This window comes from Desulfotomaculum sp. 1211_IL3151 (assembly GCF_036763075.1).
In the GTDB taxonomy this organism is placed as follows: Bacteria; Bacillota; Desulfotomaculia; order Desulfotomaculales; family Desulfotomaculaceae; genus Desulfotomaculum.
The window spans coordinates 94,921-120,349 of the sequence record NZ_JBAIYV010000022.1 but is presented as its reverse complement, the minus strand read 5'-3'; the positions used below and the strand labels follow the sequence as shown (position 1 = coordinate 120,349).

The window sequence follows — 25,429 nt, the reverse complement described above, 5'->3', positions numbered from 1 at the left end:
GTGTTACAATGTTAGAAGGAAAAAGCTTTTTCTTCCTAGGTGCCGGCAATATCTGTGAATCCATGATCAAAGGAATTCTATCCGCCGGAAGCATCCGCCCCGGCGATATCCAGGTGGCCAACCGGAATAACCAAGAGCGTTTAAATTATCTTCGTAATTACTACGGCATTGTTCCCGTGTCTGATAAGAAAAAAGCTGTGGCCGCAGCAGATATTATTGTTCTGGCCATGAAACCCCAGGATGTCTTTAATGCCCTGGCAGAAATAAAAGGCAGCATTGGAGAAAACCAACTGATTATCTCCGTCTTGGCCGGTGTTCCTACTTCACTGATTGAAGATAGCCTTAATCTATCCATTCCTGTTATCCGGGCCATGCCTAATACATCCTGTGCGGTATTGGAGTCTGCCACCGGACTAAGTGGCGGTCACTATACAACCCCTGAGCAGCTAAGATTAGGGGAAGCGATTTTCAAGATTATGGGCGAAGTGGTGATTGTGGAAGAACACCTGTTAGATGCCGTTACCGGACTCTCGGGCAGTGGCCCCGCTTATATTTATTATCTGGTGGAGTCCATGGAAAAGGCCGGAGAGGTCGCTGGCATTCCCCGGGAACTGGCCCGGCCTTTGGTTTTAAAAACCCTTTTAGGTGCAGCTAAGATGCTCATGGAGACAGGTGAAAACCCCGAGGAATTAAGACGTCAGGTCACATCCCCCAACGGCACAACCATGGCCGGCATTAATGAACTTAATAAGGGAGATTTCCAAAATACCATCCGCAAAGCGATTCTCCGAGCCACCCGCCGTTCCCAGGAACTGGGTCGTGTTATTATTGAAAATCAGTGTGCTCAGAAATAACCATCACAAAAGATTAAAAACCCCCTGCCTGGCACAAGCTAAGGGCAGGGGGTGAGCTATATGGAAGATAAACGAACCAAGGAGCTAAAGGAACCAGCCCAAATAATTTATAAAGAAAAAGGTCCGGTTCAAGCACCACCTGATTGTGGCGAAGGCCCCATCTATGTTGCCAAGGGTTCCGATGGTTGACCCAAATAATCCCCGCAGGTTGCGGGGATTATTTTTTCCTTATTTTATTCGCTGTAATTTTTAGCCTCTTCCAGGTTATCCAGTTTAAATTTCTGATGAAGGGCTTGAACTGCCTTTACGGTATCCGCTCTTTTAATTACACAGGATACTTTAATTTCCGAAGTGGTAATCATTTCCAGGTTGATATCTTCATCGGCCAGGGCTTCAAACATATCTGCGGCCACTCCTGGGTGTGAAATCATTCCGGCACCGACAATGGATACCTTGGCCACATCTTCATCATGGGTATACCCTCTAAAGCCAACTTCCTGCTGAATCGCTTCAATGGTTTGCAGGGCTTTCCTCAGATCGTCCTGGGTAGTGGTAAAACCTATATCATTCACGTTATCCCTCATGGCACTTTGAATAATCATATCCACGTTAAGGTTTTGGGCAGATAAGGCTTTAAATATTTTCTTAGCTACACCGGGCTGATCCGGCACATCAAATAAGCCAATTTTAGCAACGTTATAATCATAGGCAACTCCGCTCACCACAGGTGCATTTTCCATATTTGGTGCCTCCTCAACAATAGTTCCTTCTCTGTGATCAAAACTGGTACGAACATGAATCGGGATGCCATATTGCTTGGCCAGTTCCACCGAGCGGGGATGCAGCACCTGGGCTCCTAAACTGGCAAGCTCTAACATTTCATCAAAGGAAATGTTCTGCAGCTTGCTGGCCTCTGGCACTACCCTTGGGTCAGCGGTATAGACCCCATCAACATCTGTAAAGATTTCACACACATCCGCCTGTAGTGCAGCAGCCAAGGCCACAGCAGTGGTATCTGAACCACCACGGCCTAGGGTAGTAATATCCCGGTTGGATTTAATACCCTGGAATCCAGCCACTACAACAATCCGGCCCTGATCTAATTCCTCCTTGACCCGACTGGTTTCGATCTTTAAAATCTTCGCTTTTCTATGTACATCATCTGTATAAATACCTACTTGACCACCTGTTAAGGATATAACATCTGAGCCAAGATCCCGAATGGCCATAGACAAAAGAGCGATGGATACTTGTTCGCCGGTGGAAAGCAGCATGTCCATTTCCCGTTCGGCAGGTTCATTCGTTACCTGCTTAGCCAGGGATATTAAGTCATCGGTAGTATCACCCATGGCTGAAACAGCTACCACAACCTGATTTCCCTTTTTATGTTCATCCACAATTCGATTGGCTACTCGCTTTATCCGCTCGGGATCTGCCACTGAGCTCCCGCCAAATTTTTTAACAACCAACATTTTTGTTACCGCCTCTCCGCTGCAAAATACTTTAGCTACATAAAATATTAAATCATAAAATTTTAGTTCCTTCAACTGCAGGTCTTAGAAGTTTTATTTGACATGAGGTTCCGGCATTTTCAAAGGCTTGCCCCATGGATCGGGCAATTTCTTCTGACCCGCTGTTCGTTAGGGCCAGCACCGTAGGGCCGGCCCCACTTAGGGTTACATTTAATGCCCCGGCCTGGCTTGCTGCCTGAATTACCTCTTGCATGCCTGGAACTAAACTGGAACGGTATGGTTGGTGCAAAGTATCTTGCCCTGCGATGTATAACAAATCTAACCGTTTTTCACATAGGGCACCAACCAGCAGTGCCACACGGCTAAGATTAAAAATAGCATCCTTTAAACTAACTTTTTGCGGCAATACATCCCTTGCCGCGTGGGTGGATAACTTAAAATCTGGGATAGCAACCACTGTGTTTAACCCTTCCGGCGGCATAATCTTTAAATAGTGTACTTCTCCCTCCGCCAGCACTGAAATGACCACCCCTCCCAGGAGGGCAGGGGCAACATTATCCGGGTGTCCTTCCAATTCGGTTGCCAGAGCCAGTAAGCGATCCTGTGTTAGTTTACCCCCAATAAGCTGGTTTGCTGCCACTAATCCCCCTACAATGGCGGCAGCACTGCTGCCCAGTCCCCTCGAAGTTGGGATTTGATTAATGAGTCTAATCCATAAGCCAGGATTATTAAAACCAACTTCCTGAAAAACTCTTTGGGCAGCCCGCCAGACAATATTATTTTCATCTCTTTTTATATCTTCTGCCCCTTCTCCTTCGATCTGAATGGAGATCTTTCCCGGAGCCAGTCTCATGTGAATTTCATTGTAAAGTTCTAAAGCCATCCCCAGGCAATCAAAACCTGGCCCCATATTCGCCGTGGTAGCCGGAACTTTGACTTTAATGGTTTCATTTGGCACTATTTTACTCTTCCCCTTCTACCCGGATTACGTTGGAAATATCTAAAACAGAGGATAATTGTTTGATATCCATTAAGGCATCTTGAACATTTTGTTCAAGCACCCGGTGTGTAACCAATACCAGTTCAGCGGTCTTGCCGGTGGCTTCTTTCTGCAGAACAGATTTAAGGCTGACTTCTTTATTCCCGAAGACCAAGGCTATTGATGCCAATACCCCCGGTTTATCCGCTACCTTAAGTCGAATATAGTATTTACTATAGGTCTCACCAATATCTAGCACTGGTTTTTCCTTAAAGCAGGTACAACCAATAAACCCTGGCACATTTCGCAGGATATCCCTGGCAGCATCCATGATATCTGCTACCACGGCACTGGCTGTGGGCAGTTCGCCTGCTCCCTTACCGTAAAACATCGTATCTCCAACCGCATTGCCCCGCACAAATACAGCATTAAACACATCTCCCACTGACGCCAGTGGATGGTCCTTGGGGATAAAGGTTGGATGAACCCTAACTTCAATTCCTTCCGGCCGCTCTTTGGCAATACCCAATAATTTTATGGTATAGCCCAGTTCATTGGCGGAAGTAATATCGGCCACGGTTATATTCGTAATACCCTCCGTATGAACCTTACTTAAGGGCACCCTGGTATTAAAAGCAATGGAAGCTAAAATCGTTAATTTTCTTGCAGCATCAAAGCCCCCCACATCGGCAGTTGGATCTGACTCAGCATATCCCTTTGCTTGTGCCTCCGACAGGACATCTTTAAAGTCGCAGCCTTCTTGAAACATTTTAGTCAGCATATAGTTAGTTGTACCGTTAATAATGCCATAAATTCCTTCAATGCGATTGCCGGCCAAACTTTGTTTCAAGGTGCGAATAATGGGTATGCCCCCTGCCACACTGGCTTCAAATAGCAAATCACAGTTATTATTTTGAGCTGCTTTAAATAACCGCTGACCATACTCTGCCATCATGTCTTTATTGGCAGTTACTACGCTTTTCCCACTATTAAGGGCTGCTAATACGTAATCAAGGGTGGGGTTAATGCCACCCAAGACTTCGACAATAATTTTAATTTCCGGATCAGCTATTAAATCATTCGGGTCGGTGGTTAACCGTTCCTCTGGTATACTTATGCCACGTTCTTTATTCAAACTGCGTACTAAAACTTTCTTAATCTCTATTTTTACACCAACCCGTTGTTGAATAATATCACTATTTTCTTCCAGTGTACGATAGACACCTCGGCCAACGGTTCCTAAACCGAATAGACCTATTTTAATTATGTTATCCATAGTAATCTCCTCCCCAAGGCCTAATTTTGGCCCACTAAACGTACATTCCGTACACCTTCCACTTCACCAATAATTCGCAAAAGTTCTTCCAAATCGCGATTTATCTCGGCAGTTTCAATGGAAAGGGTCGCATTGGCAAGGTCTTGTAACGGTAAATTTTGATTAATCGTTAAAATACTGCCCTTAACAGAAGCTATAATATTTAATACAGTAGAAAGGACCCCTGGCTGATGCTCCATCAGCAACGCAAGGGTAACAATTTTGCCCCGACTCCATTGATGGAAGGGGAACACTTTATCTTTGTATTTATAAAAGGCACTTCTACTTAAATCTACCTTTTCAACGGCCTCATTAACAGTATTTGCCGCCCCCTTAAGCAATAAATCTTTGGCCATCACTGTTTTTAAAATCGCTTCAGGCAGGATATCCTCTTGTACTAAGTAGTATTTGGGATCTTTTTTGGCCACTACTTGATACCTCTCATTTCGTCCGTTTTGGGCGGATGATTATCTGTCTACAGTAGACATTATACCAAACAAGAAATGTTCCTTCAAACTCTTTTTTAAGGGATCCGTAATATTTTTTAATCAATAAGTCCCTTTTAACCATCCATACGCGACTTTCCTTCTATTAACAAATTACGACACATTTTTCCAAAATCCTAGCCCCAAATATTTCTATAATAAAAACAATAACCAACCCCCTCGGCTTCATGTACCCTGAGACGGTTCGTCTTTGACCTGTGACATCTTTAAATTTAAATTAACCGCTTTCAAGATTGCTTTACCTTTTTGATACCTTCGTTAATCCTAAAATTCAAAAGGGCTGCTTTACAAACAACAGTCCTCTTGAATTTTTTTACCTTGCAATTCCAAACCTTCTTCTAGGCCCAATAAATATGCTGCCTCGTGCTCTTCGATAAAGCACAAGGTTCTTAAATATTCTAAATCATCAACCAAATACCTATCATGGCCAAGCTTATGCTTTATCTTTTTTTGTATTTCTATCACTTCAGAGAGGTTATCTTGGTATACTCTGCTCTCCTTTAATTTTTGGTGTGTTTCCTCTAATCTTTCTCGTATCATCATGGTAAACAATTCCCTAAGCTTCAAATTTTCCCCTCCTTTAAATACGTTAACACATCACAAAATTAAAAGTTATACAAGATTTACCATGTATTTTACACCCAAACATATGTTCCCTGAAACCCTCAAATTAGGGCTAGACAGTAATCCCCCTGTGTTAGGATAGTTGTCATAGCCCTCTAAAACATTTATATTTATTTAAGCAGCAGTGCGAGGAGGAAAAACGATGACAAGATACAGCGAGGAAATCAAGTACTCCATTATCAAAAGAATGATGCCACCTAATAATGAATCGATTAAATTGATCTCTAGGGAAACCGGGTTGTCTGAGGCCACTCTACACACCTGGAAGAGGAAAGCCAGAGCCAATGGCATAGCAGTTCCAAGTGGTGAACCTGAAGCTGAAAAATGGAGTACCCAAGATAAATTTCTAATAGTTGTAGAGACAGCCTCTTTGAGTGAGATAGAGATGGCTGAATACTGCCGGTCTAAAGGCCTCTTTGTTGAACAGGCGGAAGCATGGCGTGATGCCTGTATGCAAGCAAATGGCGGTGTTGCCCAGCAAGTTGCCCAGCTACAAAAGGATCTACGTCAAAGGGATAAAGAATTAAAAGATGTTCAAAAAGAACTTAGACGAAAGGAAGCTGCGCTTGCTGAAGCTGCTGCACTCCTCGTTTTAAGAAAAAAGGCCCAGGCGATTTGGGGGGACCCCGTGGAAGACTGATCAGTGACTCAGATCGTCGACAAGCCATTATACTGATCAAAGAAGCTGTTGCCTCAGGCGCTAGGGAGACAGCTGCCTGTGAGGAACTTGGAATTTCAAGGCGAACCCTTCAACGCTGGAGAAGTAATCTATCACCCCTTGGGGACCAGCGGAAATATGCTAACCGAATAGCACCTGCAAACAAACTTAGCGAAGACGAAAGACAAGCTATTGTGGAAACTGCACCTGAATTTAAGAGCTTACCGCCGAGCCAAATTGTTCCCAGACTAGCCGACCAAAGTATTTACTTGGCGTCAGAATCAACATTTTATCGGGTGCTGAAAGAAAACGATATGCAACACCATCGCGGAAGAGCTAAACGACCGTGTTCCAAGTCTATTTCTACCCATTGTACCACTGGTCCAAACCAAGTTTGGATGTGGGATATCACTTGGTTCCCGGGACCAATAAGGGGAAGCTTTTTCTACCTATATTTAATCTTATATCTGTTTAGCCGGAAGATTATTGCTTGGGATATCTGGACCGAAGAGTCCGCTGAAAATGCCAGTATAGTAGTACGACGAGCGATGATATCTGAGAAACGCACTCTCGTTAACGAGCCATTCGTTCTACATTCTGATCCTTTCCAACACGGCATTGAGTAGTCTCACTGAATCGTCCACCGGGATCATTTCCCCTATATCCATCGGAATTACCAGTTGATACACATTCCCGGTTAGTGTATAATCTGGCTGTAAAGTGTTGTTCACAACTATATTTTACAACAAAAGACGGCGACTGGCATTTGCCAGAAGCCGTCTTTTGTTTGTTTTCTAGGCTGGCTTACTGCGACAGCCCCACAACAATACATCCGCGTGATTATGTTGGGTTATTTTTTAACAAGTGGTTCGGTTTTATTCTTTTCGGCCAGCCACTTTGCCAACTGCCCCACAGCATCCACTGCTCCCTCTACGGCAACATAACCCATGCAGGCACCCACAATAGCGTAAACAGCATCTTCCGGCAAGTCAGGGTAATACATCTTGGTACCTGCGACGGCAGCGGCCACTAGGGCCATGATTAATTTCCTGGATTTAAGACGTTCAACAAATGGCCGCACCTAAGCCACCCCCATCTTTTTACTAATATAATCAATAGTCCGCTTCATCATTACTGCCATTTCGGCCCTAGTTGCTGGATTGTCCGGGTTAAAGTTACCCTGTAAGTCGCCACCGATAAGCCCCTCTTTCTCTAACCACTCTATGTCATATTTAGCCCAGTGGTCTAAAACATCCTTAAACACAGCATTTACCTCCTTCTTGAACATCTCTGCAGCCAATTCCCGTAGCTTATACTGGTTCATAATGCTGATTAACTTCTTGGCATATCCAGGGTCCGTAGCATAACCACAGGCCAAAATAGCATAGGCGTATTTGTCGGGGTCGGGTTTAACCTGTAATGCCTGTTTGTACCTACTGGCTCCGGTGATCAATTTGGCGTAGTCATTAAACGATTCTTCGTAGTTGTTATAGGCCCGAAAATTACTCCTAACATCTACCTGCTTCCCATTCACTACTTCCCAAGCTACTACAGAAACGCTTCCGGCAGGTCCAGTCCCTTTAATATTGAATAAGTTGTAACTGTATTTACTTCCTTGTTTAAGTACATATTGGCCAAACCCAGTCTCCAGACAAGCCTGAGCAGTGATAGCCGCCGCTGGTAACCCATGCTTGATCTGAATCTTCACCGCTGCCGACATAACATCGGCTATAAAATTATTTGTACCCATAATTACCTCCTAGATGGTAGGTCGTTGAGTTGGTGAATAATCGTCAAATCTCTGGTCATAGTCCTGGTATGACTGGTGTTGCAGTTTTTGTGGCCGCCTCCTACTGCTTATGGCATATCCAAATTGTGATGCAATCTTATCCCCATAGTATCCGCCAAGGATGGTTATAACTGGCCATGAAAATTGAGTAAAGAAGTCAACCGCCCTGTCGGTTAATTTATCTGTTAGCAACAAATACACAAATATTGCTGACACAATACCAAAGCCGACTGAAAACCAGATTGCCAGTGAGTCAGTTATCGACATTCCATCGTCATCGTTCCAAAATCCCCTCATTGGGTGCCACCTCCACCCCTGACCATTCTAATTACCCCTTGTATGATACTCAGCACAATGCCAGTAATCGTGGCCACCAAACCAGCAAGCTTCCAGCGGTCTGCTTTGTCCTCTTTAACATGATCCTCAATCTTTTCGTGCAATTTGACTATTCGGAACTCTGATTGTTCCTGAAACTTAAGGAAATCTTCCTTAGTGACATAATCTCTAGCTACTGTTACCCTCAAGTCATTCACAGCCTTTGTTAAGTCAGTAAGTACAGTTTCTACCCGGTTAAGACTTTGTTGTATGGCTAAAACATCAGCCTCCCCCAATTACTCCACCTCCGGTAACAATTACCCTAGCACCCAAGGGCACCAGGGCATAAAAATAACGCCTATCGTGGCGTTCTATACTTTGCTGTTATGCAATTGTTGGATAAGGTTCACCTATGATGGTCTGGTATTCTTCGGCAGTAATCACGCCATACTGCACATATTTCTGTACCTGTGCCTTAGTGGCCCAACCTTTTTCGTAATAGTATTTAACTCTTTCAAAATTACTCATTACGCATTACCTCCCATTTCTAAATTTAATAAACGCAAATCCATGTCAACCACTTGCTGGCCAAGGGTTGCATTTTGCTGTTGAAGTTCCATAATTTGTAATTTTTTTTCAACAAGCTGTTGCCCAAGAATTATGTTTTCTTGTTGTAATTTTTCAATATCAGTCGGTTCAACATCAATGTATTCATGCCACAATTCTCCTGTTTCTGGGTTAATATATAAAACGGGCATCTTATATTTTACATTTTCTGGCTCCGGTACATTATCTGAATCTAACATAATTCCATCATGTTTTTCTTCTTCTTTTAACATTTCTGGTTTGAAATGCACAAAAGATACCTTTGCTTTATTTTCTTTTTCTAATTCATATCTAATAAATATCACACTTATTCCTCCCTATATCTTTATTTTCCACTTATTGAATTTAACAAATGCGTAATGTAAATATGATCCATCTGCAGAAAATACCATTGCTTTATGTGGAACATAATTTGCATATATTCTATCAAACTTTGCATTAAATAAAAATAACCCATTCATGTTATATACTCTAGTACTACCACTGTTAAAACATAATAATTTACTGCAAGGAGTGATACACATATCACCATAACTTCCTGCACCTGGCGTATACCAAACTTGAGTTCCCGCTCCTTGCTTTATCTTATAGAGATTATATGTATTTCTAGCATATACATAATCATCTTCACCTGCTACTAAGGATACGGGATGTGTTTCAAATACAAATTGCCAACCAGTAAATGCTAATATTTCTGTGTTGAAAACTATTATCTTGTTATAGTTTATTACATATAAGTATTTTCCACTGACATCTAAGCTAGACATACCAAATTCATTTGAAGGAACTAACATATATGATATTAAATTACCATTCAAATCATATGTTAAAATAACGTAGCGAAGTACAGCATATATTCTATTCGATAATTCATGTATATGTATATATCGCACTTCACCACAATTAGAAAGAGAATAAGTTTTATTTACTAAAAGACTCCCATTTTTATTATATTTTTTAAAATATAAAGCACCTATACCACTATTTGATCCTAATACATAACAATTTTCAAGAGAATCAAGTACAAGTCTGGCGCTAGGGATTTCAGTGTCATATGACCAGATAGCTGCACGAATATCTGGGTGTGCCATTCTAATGGTATATGACTGGTGGTTATAATATTTAAGTAAATACACTATATAATCATCTTTGGTAATTTGTAAATCATAATAATTATAGTTTGCAGAATAATCAATCCGTTGAGCATATCCAATATCTGTAATATCTGGATACATTAAATATTTATCTATATTATCCGAAATGCCCGATGTTAAATTGCCTATTTTTCCAGCTAAACTTGCAAAACTCTCGCTACTGCTTGCTGGTATACCCTTGTCAGTAATAGCGGTAGCGATTTCATTTTTACCATTACTGACAGATGTAAAAACCTGTTCTAAAGCTCCTATTCTCACACCTACATCAGAAGCTTTACTTACCAACGAATCTACTATAGACTTAATATTTGCATCATAAATAGCATCAACAAAAAGAAGCGATGCAGTAAATTCTTCAGATACTGCTAAATAGGTTACGGAGTATTGAGCAGATGGATCAAAGTCAAATTTGCTAATACACGCTCCTAGACCGTTGTGCCAATTGATGGAAGTAGGGGACTTAGCGATAGTCCATTGCGACGTATTTTCTCTACCATTTTTGTAAATATCATATATGGTCATAGGTAGAGCATTAAATCCAGTATCTACAGCATACGAACTACCAACTTTCGTATTTATTCCGTAATAATTATAGCTAGCCACATTTATAGTGGGATTTACTATTTCCCTGAACACTACCCCTTCGAATACTTCTACTTGATTTACACCTTCATGTAAAACAAGTTGACCTTCACTTGGTACTGTTTCAATAATTGGGTTTAATAACTGATAGTGAAGAACATAGGATTTGGTTTTTGTATTAGGTGCTAATATGCTGGGTGGTGTTACTGTGAAAAAATCAATCCCATCAGTTAATGTGCCACCATCAGCAGCGGATTTATCAAAAGCAACCCAACCCTTGGTTCCTGTTCCATTATACGGCGTAGTTCTACCTATAATTGAATTACACATCTTCCATCCCATAAAATAGGCTTTGATTTCATCTGGTGTTGGTGCGTAGCTATCTGCCCAACCCGAATCAACATTCGGAATAGTGATATACAAATCAGTATCAAGTAACAATCTAAAATCACCAGCACCCGGATTACCACTTCCACTATGAGGCAATAGTTTACCATCATATTTAACCGCAATAGTATTAATTGTAGAACTACCAGCATGACCGGGAGCAATTCCGGCAACTTTAACCCTATTATATCCAGTATATCTGCCGACTTGAGAGTAAGCTAAACTCGCATTCAACACCTTCTTCTCCCACTTCTTTGTTCTCATCCATTGTCCGTCAATCTTCTCCAGCGTTTCACCTTCGTAAAGAGGTGTTTGGAGGTAGAGGTAAGATGGGTTGTAGGGTTTAAACTCAGTTGGAATCACATCTCCTACAACTAATATTGGGTTAGAAAAAGTTAAACTTCCGGTTATATCAGTATTATTACCTAAATTACATGAAAGTGAATAAATTCCAGCAGGAATAGTTAATGTACCGCGTATTTTACCTCCGCTACTTACTAAATCTCCAATACTAGCAACATAAATTCCATTTTTATCGTAAGTAGCGGCCCTAAATAATGTTCCAGTTGGAGCATTGCATGAGAAAGAATATTTCTGACCAGGAATTACTTTTATACTACCCGCACCTGTATTAGTCCATTGACTGTTTGCAGTGGCATCTAAAACGAATGTGTATGGTTCAGAAAGTTTAGCATTAGCATGTAAATTCCACTGATTAAAAGGTGGTAATAAATTTTCACCTTCAACCCTTATTGCAGGATTTTGCACACATTGGAATGAATTTACATATGGATATTTTGCTAACAATTCTTCATCGTTTAAGTTGTAATCAGCGGGTAAAATTTCACAAAGCATAATGTTATCGAATATGACAGATTCACCATTGTTAGTCCCGTATGCATATGGATATACGTATATGCTAGTTTCAGTTCCAATATCTGAAGGTTGTATTTTAACAATAACTTGCTTTGTTTCATTTGGATTAATAGAGATTGCTGTACCAGACTTAAAACTAACAACGTCACTTCCACGCCTAACATATATTTTAGCATCCCTAGCACTTGAAAATAAATTAGTAATAGAAGCAGATGCAATATAATATTTAGTATTATTTATTGGATATGATTTAGTAGAACTAATACCATATGATGTACTACCCGTTTGAGCTGCTTTAATACCATTATTAAGTAAAGACATTGCTGAATTTGAACTCAACCACACCCCTGTAATGTTTTCACAATTACCATCTCTACCTAATAGGTTAATTAATTGTCGGCCAACAAATTTAGGTCTTAATAATCCACTTTCTTCTACATTTAATACACTAATACCATGTGGTAGTGTTACAGAGGATTTAAATTCTTTCATTATTTGATTTCCTAAATCTGCGATAGCATTTTCTACTTTCTTAGCAGAAAAATTTCCATCAGAATCAGCAATATTAATATTTGCTGCATTAGTATAATAAGCTGCAAGTTGTCCATTTAACTTCTGAGCATTTAAATTAGTATTTAATGTACCGTTATTTATTGGAATATTCCCTGCTGCATTTCCAGCATGATAAGTATCCAATGTATCAGCATCACCTGTAATAGACGCTGGAAGTTTAGCATTTGCATTGAGTTTAAGTATTTTATTAGCCATTGCCATTGTAACAACATCGCTGGATGGAACAATCCCACCATGGGCAGTAGTGGTTAAATTAGCATGAGAAGTTAAGTTTGTTTGTACAGCATCAACAGTGTCTTTTCTTGCGATATCATCCGCTGCTGAAGGTGCGGCCACCTTTGCCCGTCCGACAGCGTCGCGGATTATGATTTTATTTGCGGTAGCTGCTGAGGTCGCTCCGTGAGCTGTTGTAGTATTATTGGCATGTGCATCTACCTTAGTTTGCGCTCCAGCAGGTGTTTCTTTGGCGTTCCAGTTTGCTTTCTCCGTGTCAGTTACAAATCTGTTAGAAGCGTCCTGAATAATAATTGATGCTGGGTGATTAGCCGGGTGGGTATAGTTATTAGCTCCGGTTGCAATACCTGCCAGTTTATTTTTTTCTACAGTGGTAAAATTTTCGTCGGATAACCCCTTACCTGCTACCTTATCAACCTTTCCCGCCACCGCTAGATCTAGGATGTCTATGTTTTCGTTTAGATCATCAATATTTACAATGTCTGTGCCTTCAGGCTTCTTTAAATTTAAGTTCCCGGTATATTTCATCTCATCACGCCCCTTCGTAAATTTTTAGTTCATTCCAAGTTTTTTGTTCAGCCTGATTCCAAGTTAACCCCCCCAACATATTCCATACCGTGTACGTGTACTTAAACTCGCAAACTAAATGGGCTGGCTTAATATCTTCCAGCATAGCTATAAACCCAGCCATGTTTGGCGGAATTCCCTTGATGCCGATGAACTGTACCACAAACCGACATTCCCCTGGGTATTCAATTACAGCCACCTCGCCGCCAGAAAAGGCAGTGGCAACGTTTTTGATCATTTCCTTCGTTGTCGTACCGGCCCCACGTAACTTGGCTAGGATGATTTCCCGCCTGCGTTCATAGGATTTAGATCGGTCTGTCGTTAGCCCTAACTCCTGTTCCCACAAGTCCAGTCCCCATGTAGCAGTCATAACAAAAAACTGCCGAAGAAGATCATCGACAGCATAACGTAGTTTACCCAACTCCCCCGCATTAGCCTGCTGGATTGCTAACATTTCACCTTTTTCACGGCTGTAGTATGGGGGGAGGTACTGCATCAGGTCGGGGGTAGGGATTTCCGGCTGATCACTACCTGCATCATCGCTGAATATCCGTGTCCCATATAAAAAATCACCGTATGTCATGCCGTTACACCCCCCTGAGTTGGTTCCAGGTTAAAGGGCCTTTAGGCATTGCATTGGCATCTATAGCTTGTTTCACTCTTTGAGCAGTCCATAATCTTTGCGAGGTTGCTGTACCTGCTTCCGCCTCCGTTTGAGATATCGTACTCCAGGAAGCTGTATGGGCTATTGTTCTAGTAGTTCCATTTAATCTTAGATAAAGTCCCGATGTTGTAGTCCACACGTCACCGTTGACCGGAATAGTCGGTGCCACGCCGTGGGGAATAGTCAACGAAGCTTCGGCAGTGGTTCCTGTCGGCAGAGTTAATTTCCCTTCAACGGTATCTCCTGCCTTATTTACAGGTGCAAAACCCAGTGCATCTTGTTTTCCGTTCCAAGACGCTTTTTCTATATCTGTTACAAAACGGTTATTTGTGTTTTGGTTTATATTTGTGGGTTCATGATTATGAGCCGCCGGTGTAAAGGCACTCGGTTTACCTGTTATCCCCGCCCACGGCGCGCTGTCGGCTGTCTCTGCCGCATCAATTTTGCCGTTGTTGTTTGTATCATAGATACTTTTCAGCATATCGCCTGCGGTCTGAGCAGTTACAAGGAGTACATTTCCGCTGGCAGCACCAATATACAGTTTTTGGGTATCTGTGCAGTACCCAAGTTCCCCCACTGCCAGGGTGCCTATATCCCTTTCCAGTCCCCGGCGAATCTGGATCAATACTTTTCTAGCCATCTGCCTCCCTCCCTAAAATGTTCCTCCGTCCACGATTGCCACGGTTAGCTTATTACCATTAGCGGTATCATAGATGATACTACTACCGTCTATGTTGGCTTCTATGCCGGTACTGTTCACGACGATACCTTTACCTGCTTTAGCTGCTACGGATGTGCTTGCCACAGTGATACCGTTGCCCGCTCCAACCGCCAAACTTACAGTGTCACCCTGGCCTCCACCTGTTAGGCCGTTTCCGGCAATGATGCTCTGGTTGGCTTCGCCTGACCGTACCCATTCAGTGCCGTTGAATACATAGTTCTTGTTTTCTGCATCCACATAGACACTCCAACCTTCTTGGGGTACGTAATATTCCCAGGATGATTGATAGTGAGCTATTTGGTTGGTCTTCCCGGCCCATACCCCAGTAGCACCTGCTGGTAGGATATACCTGTCTCCCGCTGCGGGTGAAGCAGGTGGTGCAGCGACAACTTTTGACTTGACACTATCCTGCCATTCCAACCCACGTATAGCATTATATATTTCAGTGTTGATTTTCTGACTTGACCATAAGGCAGTGCCAGATACACCCCCGTCATTTATCACCCGGTGTTTGGTTGCATCGTCTATGTGAGTTTTAATTTCCGCAGCGGTTTTTGTATTACTGCCATCGGAAACTTTATTGACCTGGCCGTTGGTAATGTCTGATTTCTTTACCTTGGCATAGGTGGTACCATCTGCTACGTCATCCAAGGTTCCGGTCAGATCGGTCAGTTTCTGGGCATTGATCCTTTTCCAGACAGCCCCATCATCAAAGTAGAGATACCCCATATTGGTGCTGCTTGTCACATAGTACACTCGACCCAACACACCCGCATTGGGCCTGGCGGCCTCTGTCCCCGACATGGCACGACCAACGAAAACGTTCGTCGTGCCGTCACCGATATACACTTCTTTTGTATCCGTACAAAAGCCCATTTCACCTACTGCCAGATTTCCTAATGCGGTTAGTTGGGTCTTTGTTCCACGCCTGATTTTAATTGTTTGTTGAGCCATTATTTCACCTCCCGAATAAAGTCGCCGCCGTCAATAACCCCAACGGCCTGGTATCTTGCTAGTTCCTCCTGGGTGGCTGTGATAGATTCCTGAAGCTTGTTCACATCCTCAGCTTCTACCGTGTCCCCAGGCGTTTCATAGGTGACGTATACCTTGGAGGTCGCGGCAAATATTTTGATTGACCGCTTCCAGGGAGTTTCTGCCGGTACCGAAACAATGAAATTTGTCACTTGCTCGCCGGTTAATTTGGAACCCGTATAAACCCGGATCGTGCTGTTGGTTATGTTGTCGTGGGTCAGCGTTCCCTCATATACCCCGTCCGTGATCGTGATTTCTTCTTCCATGACATACACACTGCCGGCAGCCTTTTTATTCAGCTTTTCCGTAAAGCGGTCAATTTCATTAGGATAAGGCATCTACTACACCCCCAAATTAACGGAACCAAGTACCGGTATTTCTTCGTCAGCCAGTGCAATATTGGTTGTGGTTCCGTTCAAGGTCAGGTGGTGGTAATCTAATACTCCCGGGATACTTAGAAGCAGCGTGCCTATGCGGGCATGACTGACGTAATTCATTGCAAAGGCAATGTCTTTGAGGTGCTCCGTCAAAGCAACTGCAAATGCCTCTGACACGCTTTGCAGGCTGTACCCTGCCGCTAAAACCACGATGGCGGTTACATTGACAGGCTTACCTAGGCCGGACACAACTGTCACATTTGCACCGATGGGCCGAACACTTTCTATATGCTCTGCCGCAGCGGTTGTTAATACTTGTGTAGCCGGCTGACGTTCAGAATCGACAATAACCACCTTCACTGTACCGGGACCATTCCAGAGAGGAAATACCTTGGCCTCACCGACCCCCGGTACTTCCGTGGCCCACTTTTGGTAGTGATAAATATTGCCTGAAGTGATGGGCCGCTGTACCTGGAGCCGGTATCGATTCAGTAGTGCTGCATCTGTCTCGGTATCCTCCCCTGGCACCAGCACCTCTGCCAATTCCGCTCTGACCAGACCCGTTACGTAGTCAATGGGCAGCATACTGCCCAGGGGCCGATTGCCTGACGAGCCGGCTGTTTCACACTCCATGATGTACTGCCCGCCGGAAAGCTTATTGACGGCCATATAATTTAAGCCTTCAATGGAAAAACGGCTGCCCATTGGTACGTCCAGCGGCGTGTCGCTATTACCGTAGAATAACCCTTTTCGTTTTGTTTTTGTGGCTGGTTCCCTTGTGATTCCAAGTTCCTCCGTACGTAGTTCCAAATAGTCTCCGTTGGAGGTGCTGGCAAAGGCTAGGCTGGTGTTAATCTCCAATTCTATATACATTTGCGCCAGTTCCGCAGCAGCCGGGGCCAGGGCATCATAGATGATGCTGCCCTCCCGTTTATCTATGGTGTTGGGCACCCGAGCTAACATGCGCTGGAGGATGGCTTCGTAAGTTTGTTGTTCATACATGATGGATCACCTTCCGGTTTACATTGAAGCTGCCGTACTGGGTTAAAACGACAAAAGTTGCCAGTGCCTGATCTTCGCCAAAGGTGATCTGCATATCTTCGATCGCTTTAATCCGGTCATCTTGCAATAATGCCTCCTGAATACGGCGCTTCAATTCAGATTTAATAAATGATCTGCTTTTACCCAATAAACCAGCTAACTCAACACCATAGTTCCCATATATGGGATAGTTGTATTTTTCAGTTTGCAGCAGCTTGAAAACTGCTTGTTTGATCGCCTCGATATCGTCCGTCATACCAGCAATCCGATTAGCTGCCAGGTCAAGCCTATAGGTATAGCTTGGCTGTTGTTCTAAACCAATCATTTGATTGACGCTTAAACTGCCACCCTGCGGAATCATACTCAACCCACCCTATCTAAAACGATATATTGCTGGCCACCCTGCACCCGCAGCAGGATTAATTTGTCTCCTGCGGTCAAAGGGGCCAGGGGCATCTTTCCTCGGGTAATCGTGACTTCTTCACCGTATAGCCTTGTATCACCCGTCCATTGTTCTTCACTTTCATCTTCCACGACAACCCCCGTTAGAAAATTCCCTTTGGCCTTTATGCTAAACTTTTCGTCACACGCCCTAAGAAATCTCAAACTCTCAGGGACAACTAAAAAATCCCCTGTGAGAGTAAAACGCTGGTCAACGTTTACTTCCAGAGGATTCGCTTTGATCACAGTACCGAAGAGTACCGCCATGGGATTGCTGGCTTCGACGGCTCCTATTCCGGCCTGCTTAACCAGATCAAGCAAACTCATAATCGATTCACCACCTTTAAATCTAGTGACATGGTATGGTCTGACCCGTCAAATCGATGCGTACACTCATTGATCAAAAACGGTTGATTAATACCAAATTCATCAAGCACGACCCGGACATAGTTTCCCGCCCGAAGCCGGATATCGCCAATGGCATCAATGGTCATGTTTCGGCTTTCCCGATTTTTTAACGCCATGGTTTGGGCCAAGGTTGCATTAATTTGGGCGGCATTTTGGCTTTCGTCTGCCACTTGGTAAAGTTGAAGTTTACCCCATTTAGCAATGTTGGCCTTGTCCTGTTGGACATATACATCCCGTCGGCCTGTATTTTTGTTGTCCTTTACGATTTTAATATAGTTGTAGGTATCTGTATCAATCGAACGCTTATGGCTAAAATCGTAGACCAGGCTTCGGTTGCCGATATAAAAGTTCACCATTAAGTCTCGGACATTCCGTAGCGTAAGAAAGCCAAAGTTATCATAGAACACAAAGTTTTCACCGGCATTGATCAATGTAACCGTGAGTGCTTTACAAATGATATCCATGAGCTTTGTGTTATCTTCCACCAGGGTTGGCATCCTGTAACCGGTATCAGCCAACTCCCCCACGGGCAAATTAAAATCCTTAGCAATCCTTCGGATCACCTCCGTCGCTGTTACGTTGGAAAATACGTAGGTATCGCTGGCCATGAGGTAGCGTAATTGGTCATAGGCTAAAATTTTAACGACTTCGTCACTACCGCTATCAATGGTAAAGATATAGCCGTAGAAAACATTCATTCCACCTGCTTTAAACCGAATAATGTCACCGGGTGCGTATTTAAAACTCGGGTCCCCATAAATTTCGCCCTTAATCAAGGAAACTTCCATACTCCCGGCAGAACCAAGGTAGCTGGTTTTCCAGGTTATTTCGGATATTAGGCTGGATATGTTCCATAAATTTCCGTCCCGGTTATCAATGATGATTTCAAATATAGTTGATCACCCCCTTAAGTTGGCTGCCTGCTTAATCCTGTGGTATTTTCAGCACCATGCCTACCTGTAGTTTCTTTAGATTTGCATCCGCTATATTATTCAGCTTCTGAATATCCCGCCAGCGTCCATCACGCCCAAAGACTTTCATACCCACTTGCCAGAGATTGTCTCCCGGTTGCAGTGTGTATGTTAGGGGCCGTACTCTGGTATCCGGCGCAGACGGTTGTTTGTGCAGTACGGTATTGCCATTCGCAGCTGTTGCCTCAACTACTTTCTGTGCTGCGTAAAATTTGTACTCTTTCAGGGTGATGGCGTATTCAATATCACCCGGAGAACCAGCGACTTCCTTCCAGTCAAATTTTTCAATAGAGGCTGCTATGTTGATATCTTGTTCTGATTCTGATTGATCTTGAGGTAACATCGCGTTAGAGCCAACAAAGATAAACCGTATCGGGTGCTTGGTCTGCATCCATTTTCGAATATCTTCAATATATTTCATTGGTTTAAAAAGCGGTGCCACAACAAAAGGGTATTGGATTGCCGGGAAAATACTACTAAAGCTAACCTCCATTAGTTTCGGACTCTCAATTACGTTAATTTCCCCGGAACCGATTAAGTCAGCATCTTTTAGGGCTGTGCTGCCACGCGGACCTACAATAGCATAGGTTTTCCCCTTTCCACCCCGTGCAATATCGATTGACTCAGGATTAACCGGAATCCTCCAACCTTCCGCATTGTTATTAAAACTCAAAAATATTTCGTATTTATAACTTGCCATTACCGATATACCCCTTCCGCATTCTGAGCCATTTCTCTTGCCATCGCTTCCTCAATCTGACGAATCATTTTGTTAACATCCATTGGTTGGTGTATATCCCCGGTGGTTACCTGAACCGTTGGCGTTAGGGTAACAAAGTTTTGAATATTTTTCATCTCAGCAAGATCCCGCATGGCTGCGAGGTCCTCTGAAGGGATATCTACCTTATCATTGATTTGGCCACCCCCACCGACTTTCAAAACTTCACCTATGTTAGCATTCCATTGGGCCGGGATATCTTGATTATTAAGGCCACCAGGCATCTCTAGCCCTATTTTTGATTTAAGTTCATCCATGCTAAAATTCTTGATCATATCTTGGCCACTTTGTTTGAATTTCTTAAAATCAGCCTTGAATTCAATTTCCTCTATTTTCTTATGTTCAACGCCCAATAGGTTAGCAAAGAACCCAGATACTTCATTTACCCCGCTAATTGCTCCATTAATAAGTGCAACAATTGCATTTACAGCACCTTCGGCAGAATCAACGGCAAACCCAAAAACATCAGAGAATACCTGCTTAATACCGTTCGTCAGGGCTATTAAGGTTGCTATAGCTGTTACCAATCCCATAATTAGCATAATAATTCTTAGGGTGGGGTTCAAACGCATGATAAATTGCAAAGCTGCTTCTGCTGCCGCCCAAAGCCTGGTTTTGGCCTCCATGATCGTTGCCCACAAAGCCAACATCTTTATATAGGCAAGATAAACCACTGCCGCCGCAGCTACCCCTAAAAGTATAGGTGATAGCCCAAGTAAAACAACTCCCGCGTTATAGGCAACTTCTCCGAGCATGGCTAATCCCTGTTTAAGTATCGTAAAGGCCGCTAACCCTACATTAACAAGCCAAGACAAGCCAAGACTAAGCATATCAAAAAACACCTGGAATTTGCCTGCCTGGAACGCATCGTTGAGCATTACGATGATTGGCAGCAGCCCTTTCACAGCTGACCCGCCAGCATTGGCAAAGGCTGTTCTTACGTTGTTGCCCAGGATCTCCATTTGCTTGGCCGGACTTTTCAGCATGGTTTCAAAGGCGGCTTGCCCCATGCCCTGCTTTTCCAGCAGTTGATCAAAGGCTTTGATAAAACCATCAACATCACCTGATTTACCTAGTTCATCCAGGCCAAAGGCCCGTATATCCGCCTCGGGTAGATTAAAACTCCCTGCTAAGGATGCAATATCGCCGGACCAGACTCCTTTAAGTGCAGCAGCAGCCCCTTCAATGCCGTTGCCAGTGCTGTCGAAAGCACTCAGCCGCTGGGCTAGGCTGTTTAATCCCGTCAGTTGATCCGTATTTTGAGTCACTGGGAAAAAGGATAGGGTCGATTGCAAGAATTTGTTTACATCCTGGCCAGACGCCATCGCATCTGCCTTAAACCGCTCAAACATGGCTGTCCCGATCTGTGCATCACCTGTACGGGCAATGAACATATCCTGCATTCTTTGTTGTTCCATGGCCCCACCAAGGGTGGCCCTAAATAATTCCTGGACATTAGGGTTGGCAGCCAGGCCTTTAAGCTTGCTTAACCTGCCAGCAATCCCACCATCATTACCGTCTCCACCGTCACCACCACCGCCTGGCGGTAAGCGCAGTCTTTCGATGGCCCCAAGCAGTTGTGTTACCAATCGCTGCAACCCCGTTAGCAAGTTGTTTAGATTGCCAGGGAGCGTTAGGCTTAGCCGAGCCGTAATGGTGCCAATGCGGGAAAGGATTTGTGCCCGGAGGGCACTGGCTTGCCTTAGGGCCCTTGCTGTATCCAAGCGCACCTGAACCACTATGCCCGAAGTCCCTAAACCACGCCAGGCTGAATTGATCTGCGTCCGTAGGGATGCAAGGTTTAGATTCAAACGAACTCTAATCGGGGGCGGCGCAGGTACTTGCAAGGCCCTCTGAAGCCGCCCCATAGCACTCACTGCCGAATTTACTTGGCTTACTACTCGTTGCAAAGGTTGGGAAAATTGATCAAACATTTTTAGCGTTGTCGATACCGTGGCCAATTAATCACCTTCTTTTTATCTGGCGCTTCCGCTCCTGTTTTTCCCTCCTTACACGCACATCAATCATGGCCATAATCGCGGCCTTTTCAGGCCGCGACATGCTCACAAAATCATGTGGCAGGATATGAAGTTCATGGAGGGCATAGTAAGCATAATTCGCCTCACCATCACCCTCCTGGATTAGTTTTTTACCTCTTCAATTAGTTCGTTCATATCCTTATCAAATCCGTTAAGCTCCTGGACTTTCTGAATCAATGCAGCATATTCCCCAGGTAACAACATCTTGCGCAAGAGCGCATCTGCCCCCTTTACCTGGTAGGATTCCTGCAAGGCCGCATCCTTTAGGTTCGGAAAAACCACACTGGAGACAGCAAGCCTGGCAATATATTCCTCGGAGTCTACCTCTGTGGTATAGCCACTGTTCTTAACCTTTATCCGCTTGGTGGCTGACTTGCGAATGGCCTCGTTTTCAGCCTCGGTCATGCTGCGGATTTTCCAAGGCACCGGCTGACCAGCTTTGTCCTTGAATCGCTCGGATACAATAAATTCCTCCGTAATATCTGCCAGATTGTTCTGGGCAAAGAATACGCTTAAATCACTCATTGCTGATGCCTCCTAAATCTTATTAGCCCAACACCGGGGCACTGAAGCTATCCAAGATATCAATATCTTCAAAGGTAAAATCAATCTCTTCATCCAAGAACTCATTTTCAGTATCCACCTTAGCCAGGATAACACTGTTAAGATTAACGTTTTTCAGCACGACAGTTTGCCTGCCAATACTGGAACCTGGGTCCTCGTTAACAATTTGGATGTCAAAGTAGGTGTCCTTGCCTGTTTTGATGTAGTCTAGCATCATCTGCCGAAATAGGGTTGTGGCATAGTAAATTGTCATGCTCCCACTGCCGCTCCAGCCAGTGGCTTTATGCTGCGTGCCACGGCGGCCCAAGGCCCTCATTTCTGACTTTTGCTTTTCAACCTTTCCCTCCAGGGTTTTTACGTAGAACATTTCTTCGACGTTGCCGTTAATCGTCGCGTAGGCTCGACCTTCTTGACCGGAGACGGCATCATTGGCCTTGAAAAATCCCACCTATCTCACCTGCACTTTCATATAGATTTTTTCAACGGAATCCACTGGCTGCACATTGGTTTCAACATACACACTGTCTGATTCATTGCCTGGCAGCACGACAACATCCCTTTGGGCATCAAAGTTTTGAATGGCGGCGATACCCTGCAATGTTCCTAGGTAGCTGTTATATTCGTTTTTCAGTAAGTTACGGCCATCCTCGTCGTTATCCACTTTGCCGATATAAAAGGCTTCAAAGATTCGCCTAAAATCATTGTTAATACCATCCAATACCCGGATAACCCGATTCTTGGCAAACTGCCTGCCTTTGTCAGTGGTAAAACCAGTCAAAGTATTAATATCCTGTTCCACCAGGGCACGGCCATTGTTTGGCGTAAACACAAACTCCCCGGCTTTTAAGGCAGCTGCTATTTGTGAGTTTGTATACCTTGGCGAAGCATCGATGGCATCATCATAGGCTTGATAAGTAAGCGACTCATTAATATTTGCACTGGCTGTGGCTCCCGCCACCCAAGCCACTGCTTGCGCTGCTGTGAGGGTTGTACCGTCGGCTAATACTACGCCATTCTTAACCGATATAACACCCTCGTAATCAGCAGTCGGGTAGTTTTCAACTACCAGTTGTATTTTAAATCCCTCTTCATCCCGCAAACGTTTTACAAAGGATGTGTACAGGGATTTCAGCGTTGGGTCCGCCGCTGCTAAGCCGATGGTATTAAATTCATGGACTTCCACAGCAGCCAGATAATCCGTGTGATCCTGGTTGGTCACTGTGCCATTGGCCCCGCCGGTCAGAGGTAAGGCTACGGTTTCCTCTAGTGCCCCAGTACCGCTGAAGGTTACCCAGGAATTTGCTTTGAGTCCGGCAATATTTCCAACTGTTTGAAGGTCTACCTCTACCCCATTGACCAGGGTTCTTACATCAAACTCCGTTTCGTCATCCATGTTTCGTTGAATGATGATGGCAATGTCATTGCCCCTAACACCACCATGCAGGGCCGTAACGGTCAATCCTGTGTGGGTTGCTGTGGCTTTGGTCCCAACATTAAGCCGATACAGCAACAGTGTTTTGGCCCTTTTCAAGGCCTCCCGAACCAATAGCAGTTCCGGTGCCGTAATATCGTAACCCAGTCTGTCTTGCAGTTTTTCTCCGGCTTGAATGGTAATGATTTCTTTTGCAGCAGCCCAGGGTAGTGCCAGGGCTAGGGTTACAATGCCACGGTCACCTACCGTTCCAAGGGATTTTGGTTCGCTGGCGAAGTTCACATACACGCCCGGGCGAACTTTGTTTTGGCTAGTCCATGTACCACCGGCCATTTATTCCACCGTCCTTTTCATGAATTCCTCAATCTTCTGGACAGCCTCTTCTCGGGTATAAGTCTGTCCGTCCTCCAGTACAGCGTTCAACAGATCTTTTTGCTGGGGGGTGAATTTACTGGCAGCTAAAAATTGCTGTTTCGTATATGGGATCGGCTGTGTTACTTTTTCTTTTTTCGTCATGTTTTATATCTCCCTCCTGTTCTAATTCTCGCATTTTGGGGACCGCTGGCTTTTCTCGGATAATATGAAAATCATAATTTACAAAGAAATGGAGTACGCCATCTATCATTTCGTGATGCAGCTTGCTTCCCCGGACCACGCTGCCAGATAGCTGGATATACTCCAAATGTTCGTATAGCTGCCCAGCCATAACCTGCATGGCTTCATTGGTAGCAGCAAAATAATGGATATCAAAGGCATGATACCGTTTATAGCGGCGGTTAAATTCCCGGCCTTGGGCTGTCGGAAACAGCTTCACAAAAAAACAAGGCTCTGCCAAGCCCTGTTCAATTTCCTCGTCGCATATCTTTATATCCGGGAAATGCCGATTTAGTACCGCAATGACGGCCTCACGTACATCATTTACAATCATCACTCACCCCCTAACCTAAAATATCCCGTAAAAGTTGTGCCTGCCTCCTTTCAATGTAAGCTGGCAATTCCCTGGCAATCTCCTGCATGGATATTTTCACCATAAATCGGCCTTCAACCCAGACACCGTTGCTGCCAGCCTGCATCTCTGTTTTAGCCCCCGAAATATATTTGAATATATTTCCTTCCCCTTCCTCTGGCAGCCAGTGGGTATAAAAACCCGTTTCGATAAAGGAAGCGTATGGTAAATTGTTAAATATCTCTACGAAATAACTGTTTCCTTGTCTTTCTACCCGGCCAACCAGCCAGTTGCGCCTTAAGTCTCCGGTATTAACCGGCGTACGCAGCTTGATTTTGGCAACAGCCCGATAGGCCAGTTCGATTAGTAATTCTCGGATAAGTTTGTCGACAACCCGGTCGTCCACGGCTTTCTGGAATCTCTTAGCCAATTTCTTAAACTCGTCAAAATCAAAGCTACCTAGCCCAGTCATTAGGCCCTAACCCCCCGTTGCAATTTAATATTCTGCATGGCTATTTTAGCCC

At 44.0% G+C, this 25,429-nt stretch carries 31 protein-coding genes; 4 read left to right on the top strand and 27 right to left on the bottom strand.

Annotated features, from left to right (window positions below; genetic code table 11):
- The first annotated feature begins 8 nt into the window (after nucleotides 1–8).
- Both proC and V6C11_RS04435 read left to right on the top strand, forming a co-directional pair.
- Nucleotides 9–854, top strand: coding sequence for a pyrroline-5-carboxylate reductase (proC, locus tag V6C11_RS04440; protein WP_333529878.1), 846 nt, complete (start codon nucleotides 9–11; stop codon nucleotides 852–854).
- A gap of 60 nt (nucleotides 855–914) precedes the next feature.
- On the top strand, nucleotides 915–1,043 hold the full coding sequence (locus tag V6C11_RS04435) for a hypothetical protein (RefSeq protein WP_333529877.1): 129 nt from the start codon (nucleotides 915–917) through the stop codon (nucleotides 1,041–1,043).
- A 44-nt stretch (nucleotides 1,044–1,087) separates the two neighbouring features.
- Here the strand turns inward: V6C11_RS04435 and V6C11_RS04430 are convergent, their stop codons facing one another.
- From V6C11_RS04430 to V6C11_RS04410, 5 genes are all read right to left on the bottom strand, one after another.
- A complete protein-coding gene (locus tag V6C11_RS04430; RefSeq protein ID WP_333529876.1) occupies nucleotides 1,088–2,326 on the bottom strand; it encodes an aspartate kinase in 1,239 nt (412 codons plus the stop codon).
- 52 nt (nucleotides 2,327–2,378) lie between these two features.
- Nucleotides 2,379–3,284: a homoserine kinase gene (gene thrB / locus V6C11_RS04425; RefSeq protein WP_442886026.1), complete on the bottom strand. Its 906-nt coding sequence runs from the start codon at nucleotides 3,282–3,284 to the stop codon at nucleotides 2,379–2,381.
- A 4-nt stretch (nucleotides 3,285–3,288) separates the two neighbouring features.
- Entirely contained in the window at nucleotides 3,289–4,581 is a 1,293-nt protein-coding gene (locus tag V6C11_RS04420) for a homoserine dehydrogenase (protein WP_333529875.1), read from the bottom strand.
- A 20-nt stretch (nucleotides 4,582–4,601) separates the two neighbouring features.
- A complete protein-coding gene (locus V6C11_RS04415) occupies nucleotides 4,602–5,048 on the bottom strand; it encodes an ACT domain-containing protein (protein WP_333529874.1) in 447 nt (148 codons plus the stop codon).
- A gap of 363 nt (nucleotides 5,049–5,411) precedes the next feature.
- Nucleotides 5,412–5,693 (bottom strand): hypothetical protein, encoded by a 282-nt coding sequence (locus V6C11_RS04410; protein WP_333529873.1) that lies wholly within the window; start codon nucleotides 5,691–5,693, stop codon nucleotides 5,412–5,414.
- 199 nt (nucleotides 5,694–5,892) lie between these two features.
- Here V6C11_RS04410 and V6C11_RS04405 point away from each other — a divergent pair, with 199 nt between their 5' ends.
- Both V6C11_RS04405 and V6C11_RS18655 read left to right on the top strand, forming a co-directional pair.
- Nucleotides 5,893–6,390 (top strand): transposase, encoded by a 498-nt coding sequence (locus V6C11_RS04405; RefSeq protein WP_333529872.1) that lies wholly within the window; start codon nucleotides 5,893–5,895, stop codon nucleotides 6,388–6,390.
- The gene (locus V6C11_RS18655; RefSeq protein ID WP_442886025.1) at nucleotides 6,366–7,034 is read left to right on the top strand and encodes a DDE-type integrase/transposase/recombinase; all 669 of its coding nucleotides are present in this window, start codon (nucleotides 6,366–6,368) and stop codon (nucleotides 7,032–7,034) included. Before V6C11_RS04405 ends, V6C11_RS18655 begins: the two co-directional genes overlap by 25 nt.
- 224 nt (nucleotides 7,035–7,258) lie before the next feature.
- Here V6C11_RS18655 and V6C11_RS04400 read toward each other — a convergent pair whose 3' ends face one another.
- The 22 genes from V6C11_RS04400 to V6C11_RS04295 all read right to left on the bottom strand — a co-directional run bounded on the left by V6C11_RS04400 (nucleotide 7,259) and on the right by V6C11_RS04295 (nucleotide 25,377).
- Nucleotides 7,259–7,489, bottom strand: coding sequence for a hypothetical protein (locus tag V6C11_RS04400; protein ID WP_333529871.1), 231 nt, complete (start codon nucleotides 7,487–7,489; stop codon nucleotides 7,259–7,261).
- Nucleotides 7,490–8,158, bottom strand: a complete 669-nt coding sequence (locus V6C11_RS04395) for a glucosaminidase domain-containing protein (RefSeq protein WP_333529870.1) — start codon at nucleotides 8,156–8,158, stop codon at nucleotides 7,490–7,492.
- A gap of 9 nt (nucleotides 8,159–8,167) precedes the next feature.
- Nucleotides 8,168–8,494: a hypothetical protein gene (locus tag V6C11_RS04390; protein WP_333529869.1), complete on the bottom strand. Its 327-nt coding sequence runs from the start codon at nucleotides 8,492–8,494 to the stop codon at nucleotides 8,168–8,170.
- Nucleotides 8,491–8,808 carry a hypothetical protein gene (locus tag V6C11_RS04385; protein ID WP_333529868.1) on the bottom strand — a complete coding sequence of 106 codons (318 nt, stop codon included), beginning with the start codon at nucleotides 8,806–8,808 and terminating at the stop codon, nucleotides 8,491–8,493. Before V6C11_RS04385 ends, V6C11_RS04390 begins: the two co-directional genes overlap by 4 nt.
- An 88-nt stretch (nucleotides 8,809–8,896) precedes the next feature.
- The gene (locus V6C11_RS04380) at nucleotides 8,897–9,040 is read right to left on the bottom strand and encodes an XkdX family protein (protein ID WP_333529867.1); all 144 of its coding nucleotides are present in this window, start codon (nucleotides 9,038–9,040) and stop codon (nucleotides 8,897–8,899) included.
- Nucleotides 9,040–9,423, bottom strand: coding sequence for a hypothetical protein (locus V6C11_RS04375; RefSeq protein ID WP_333529866.1), 384 nt, complete (start codon nucleotides 9,421–9,423; stop codon nucleotides 9,040–9,042). Before V6C11_RS04375 ends, V6C11_RS04380 begins: the two co-directional genes overlap by 1 nt.
- Before the next feature lie 12 nt (nucleotides 9,424–9,435).
- Nucleotides 9,436–13,452 (bottom strand): hypothetical protein, encoded by a 4,017-nt coding sequence (locus V6C11_RS04370; RefSeq protein WP_333529865.1) that lies wholly within the window; start codon nucleotides 13,450–13,452, stop codon nucleotides 9,436–9,438.
- Nucleotides 13,453–13,456: 4 nt separating this feature from the next.
- Nucleotides 13,457–14,074, bottom strand: a complete 618-nt coding sequence (locus V6C11_RS04365) for a YmfQ family protein (RefSeq protein WP_333529864.1) — start codon at nucleotides 14,072–14,074, stop codon at nucleotides 13,457–13,459.
- A 4-nt stretch (nucleotides 14,075–14,078) separates the two neighbouring features.
- On the bottom strand, nucleotides 14,079–14,795 hold the full coding sequence (locus tag V6C11_RS04360; protein ID WP_333529862.1) for a phage tail protein: 717 nt from the start codon (nucleotides 14,793–14,795) through the stop codon (nucleotides 14,079–14,081).
- Nucleotides 14,796–14,807: 12 nt separating this feature from the next.
- A complete protein-coding gene (locus V6C11_RS04355) occupies nucleotides 14,808–15,830 on the bottom strand; it encodes a DUF2793 domain-containing protein (RefSeq protein ID WP_333529861.1) in 1,023 nt (340 codons plus the stop codon).
- Nucleotides 15,830–16,246: a phosphoglucomutase gene (locus V6C11_RS04350; protein WP_333529860.1), complete on the bottom strand. Its 417-nt coding sequence runs from the start codon at nucleotides 16,244–16,246 to the stop codon at nucleotides 15,830–15,832. The genes V6C11_RS04355 and V6C11_RS04350 overlap by 1 nt, the downstream gene beginning before the upstream one ends.
- Nucleotides 16,247–16,249: 3 nt before the next feature.
- Nucleotides 16,250–17,287 carry a baseplate J/gp47 family protein gene (locus V6C11_RS04345; protein WP_333529859.1) on the bottom strand — a complete coding sequence of 346 codons (1,038 nt, stop codon included), beginning with the start codon at nucleotides 17,285–17,287 and terminating at the stop codon, nucleotides 16,250–16,252.
- Nucleotides 17,280–17,687 (bottom strand): DUF2634 domain-containing protein, encoded by a 408-nt coding sequence (locus V6C11_RS04340; protein ID WP_333529858.1) that lies wholly within the window; start codon nucleotides 17,685–17,687, stop codon nucleotides 17,280–17,282. Before V6C11_RS04340 ends, V6C11_RS04345 begins: the two co-directional genes overlap by 8 nt.
- Nucleotides 17,688–17,689: 2 nt before the next feature.
- Complete coding sequence (locus V6C11_RS04335; protein WP_333529857.1) at nucleotides 17,690–18,094, bottom strand: DUF2577 domain-containing protein; 405 nt, start codon at nucleotides 18,092–18,094, stop codon at nucleotides 17,690–17,692.
- The gene (locus V6C11_RS04330; RefSeq protein ID WP_333529909.1) at nucleotides 18,091–19,068 is read right to left on the bottom strand and encodes an XkdQ/YqbQ family protein; all 978 of its coding nucleotides are present in this window, start codon (nucleotides 19,066–19,068) and stop codon (nucleotides 18,091–18,093) included. The genes V6C11_RS04335 and V6C11_RS04330 overlap by 4 nt, the downstream gene beginning before the upstream one ends.
- A 31-nt stretch (nucleotides 19,069–19,099) precedes the next feature.
- A complete protein-coding gene (locus V6C11_RS04325; RefSeq protein WP_333529856.1) occupies nucleotides 19,100–19,846 on the bottom strand; it encodes a LysM peptidoglycan-binding domain-containing protein in 747 nt (248 codons plus the stop codon).
- Nucleotides 19,846–21,885 (bottom strand): hypothetical protein, encoded by a 2,040-nt coding sequence (locus tag V6C11_RS04320; protein ID WP_333529855.1) that lies wholly within the window; start codon nucleotides 21,883–21,885, stop codon nucleotides 19,846–19,848. The genes V6C11_RS04325 and V6C11_RS04320 overlap by 1 nt, the downstream gene beginning before the upstream one ends.
- A gap of 180 nt (nucleotides 21,886–22,065) precedes the next feature.
- The gene (locus tag V6C11_RS04315) at nucleotides 22,066–22,488 is read right to left on the bottom strand and encodes a phage tail assembly chaperone (protein ID WP_333529854.1); all 423 of its coding nucleotides are present in this window, start codon (nucleotides 22,486–22,488) and stop codon (nucleotides 22,066–22,068) included.
- 22 nt (nucleotides 22,489–22,510) lie between these two features.
- Nucleotides 22,511–22,975 carry a phage tail tube protein gene (locus V6C11_RS04310; RefSeq protein ID WP_333529853.1) on the bottom strand — a complete coding sequence of 155 codons (465 nt, stop codon included), beginning with the start codon at nucleotides 22,973–22,975 and terminating at the stop codon, nucleotides 22,511–22,513.
- Nucleotides 22,976–24,292, bottom strand: a complete 1,317-nt coding sequence (locus tag V6C11_RS04305) for a phage tail sheath family protein (protein WP_333529852.1) — start codon at nucleotides 24,290–24,292, stop codon at nucleotides 22,976–22,978. It abuts the gene before it with no gap.
- 115 nt (nucleotides 24,293–24,407) lie between these two features.
- Nucleotides 24,408–24,887: a phage tail terminator family protein gene (locus tag V6C11_RS04300; protein ID WP_333529851.1), complete on the bottom strand. Its 480-nt coding sequence runs from the start codon at nucleotides 24,885–24,887 to the stop codon at nucleotides 24,408–24,410.
- A 10-nt stretch (nucleotides 24,888–24,897) separates the two neighbouring features.
- Nucleotides 24,898–25,377: an HK97 gp10 family phage protein gene (locus V6C11_RS04295; RefSeq protein ID WP_333529850.1), complete on the bottom strand. Its 480-nt coding sequence runs from the start codon at nucleotides 25,375–25,377 to the stop codon at nucleotides 24,898–24,900.
- Nucleotides 25,378–25,429: the final 52 nt, after the last annotated feature.

Excerpts from the sequence above, each read along its gene's own strand:
- V6C11_RS04365 (WP_333529864.1), bottom strand. The coding sequence starts at position 14,074 with ATGACATACGGTGATTTTTTATATGGGACACGGATATTCAGCGATGAT.
- V6C11_RS04420 (WP_333529875.1), bottom strand. The coding sequence starts at position 4,581 with ATGGATAACATAATTAAAATAGGTCTATTCGGTTTAGGAACCGTTGGC.
- V6C11_RS04305 (WP_333529852.1), bottom strand. The coding sequence starts at position 24,292 with ATGGCCGGTGGTACATGGACTAGCCAAAACAAAGTTCGCCCGGGCGTG.
- V6C11_RS04325 (WP_333529856.1), bottom strand. The coding sequence starts at position 19,846 with ATGGCAAGTTATAAATACGAAATATTTTTGAGTTTTAATAACAATGCG.
- V6C11_RS04300 (WP_333529851.1), bottom strand. The coding sequence starts at position 24,887 with ATGATTGTAAATGATGTACGTGAGGCCGTCATTGCGGTACTAAATCGG.
- V6C11_RS04350 (WP_333529860.1), bottom strand. The coding sequence starts at position 16,246 with ATGCCTTATCCTAATGAAATTGACCGCTTTACGGAAAAGCTGAATAAA.
- V6C11_RS04295 (WP_333529850.1), bottom strand. The coding sequence starts at position 25,377 with ATGACTGGGCTAGGTAGCTTTGATTTTGACGAGTTTAAGAAATTGGCT.
- V6C11_RS04370 (WP_333529865.1), bottom strand. The coding sequence starts at position 13,452 with ATGAAATATACCGGGAACTTAAATTTAAAGAAGCCTGAAGGCACAGAC.
- V6C11_RS04435 (WP_333529877.1), top strand. The coding sequence starts at position 915 with ATGGAAGATAAACGAACCAAGGAGCTAAAGGAACCAGCCCAAATAATT.
- V6C11_RS04405 (WP_333529872.1), top strand. The coding sequence starts at position 5,893 with ATGACAAGATACAGCGAGGAAATCAAGTACTCCATTATCAAAAGAATG.
- V6C11_RS04390 (WP_333529869.1), bottom strand. The coding sequence starts at position 8,494 with ATGAGGGGATTTTGGAACGATGACGATGGAATGTCGATAACTGACTCA.
- V6C11_RS04340 (WP_333529858.1), bottom strand. The coding sequence starts at position 17,687 with ATGATTCCGCAGGGTGGCAGTTTAAGCGTCAATCAAATGATTGGTTTA.
- V6C11_RS04335 (WP_333529857.1), bottom strand. The coding sequence starts at position 18,094 with ATGAGTTTGCTTGATCTGGTTAAGCAGGCCGGAATAGGAGCCGTCGAA.
- proC (WP_333529878.1), top strand. The coding sequence starts at position 9 with ATGTTAGAAGGAAAAAGCTTTTTCTTCCTAGGTGCCGGCAATATCTGT.
- V6C11_RS04395 (WP_333529870.1), bottom strand. The coding sequence starts at position 8,158 with ATGGGTACAAATAATTTTATAGCCGATGTTATGTCGGCAGCGGTGAAG.
- V6C11_RS04315 (WP_333529854.1), bottom strand. The coding sequence starts at position 22,488 with ATGAGTGATTTAAGCGTATTCTTTGCCCAGAACAATCTGGCAGATATT.
- V6C11_RS04380 (WP_333529867.1), bottom strand. The coding sequence starts at position 9,040 with ATGAGTAATTTTGAAAGAGTTAAATACTATTACGAAAAAGGTTGGGCC.
- V6C11_RS04355 (WP_333529861.1), bottom strand. The coding sequence starts at position 15,830 with ATGGCTCAACAAACAATTAAAATCAGGCGTGGAACAAAGACCCAACTA.
- V6C11_RS04430 (WP_333529876.1), bottom strand. The coding sequence starts at position 2,326 with ATGTTGGTTGTTAAAAAATTTGGCGGGAGCTCAGTGGCAGATCCCGAG.
- V6C11_RS04345 (WP_333529859.1), bottom strand. The coding sequence starts at position 17,287 with ATGTATGAACAACAAACTTACGAAGCCATCCTCCAGCGCATGTTAGCT.
- V6C11_RS04360 (WP_333529862.1), bottom strand. The coding sequence starts at position 14,795 with ATGGCTAGAAAAGTATTGATCCAGATTCGCCGGGGACTGGAAAGGGAT.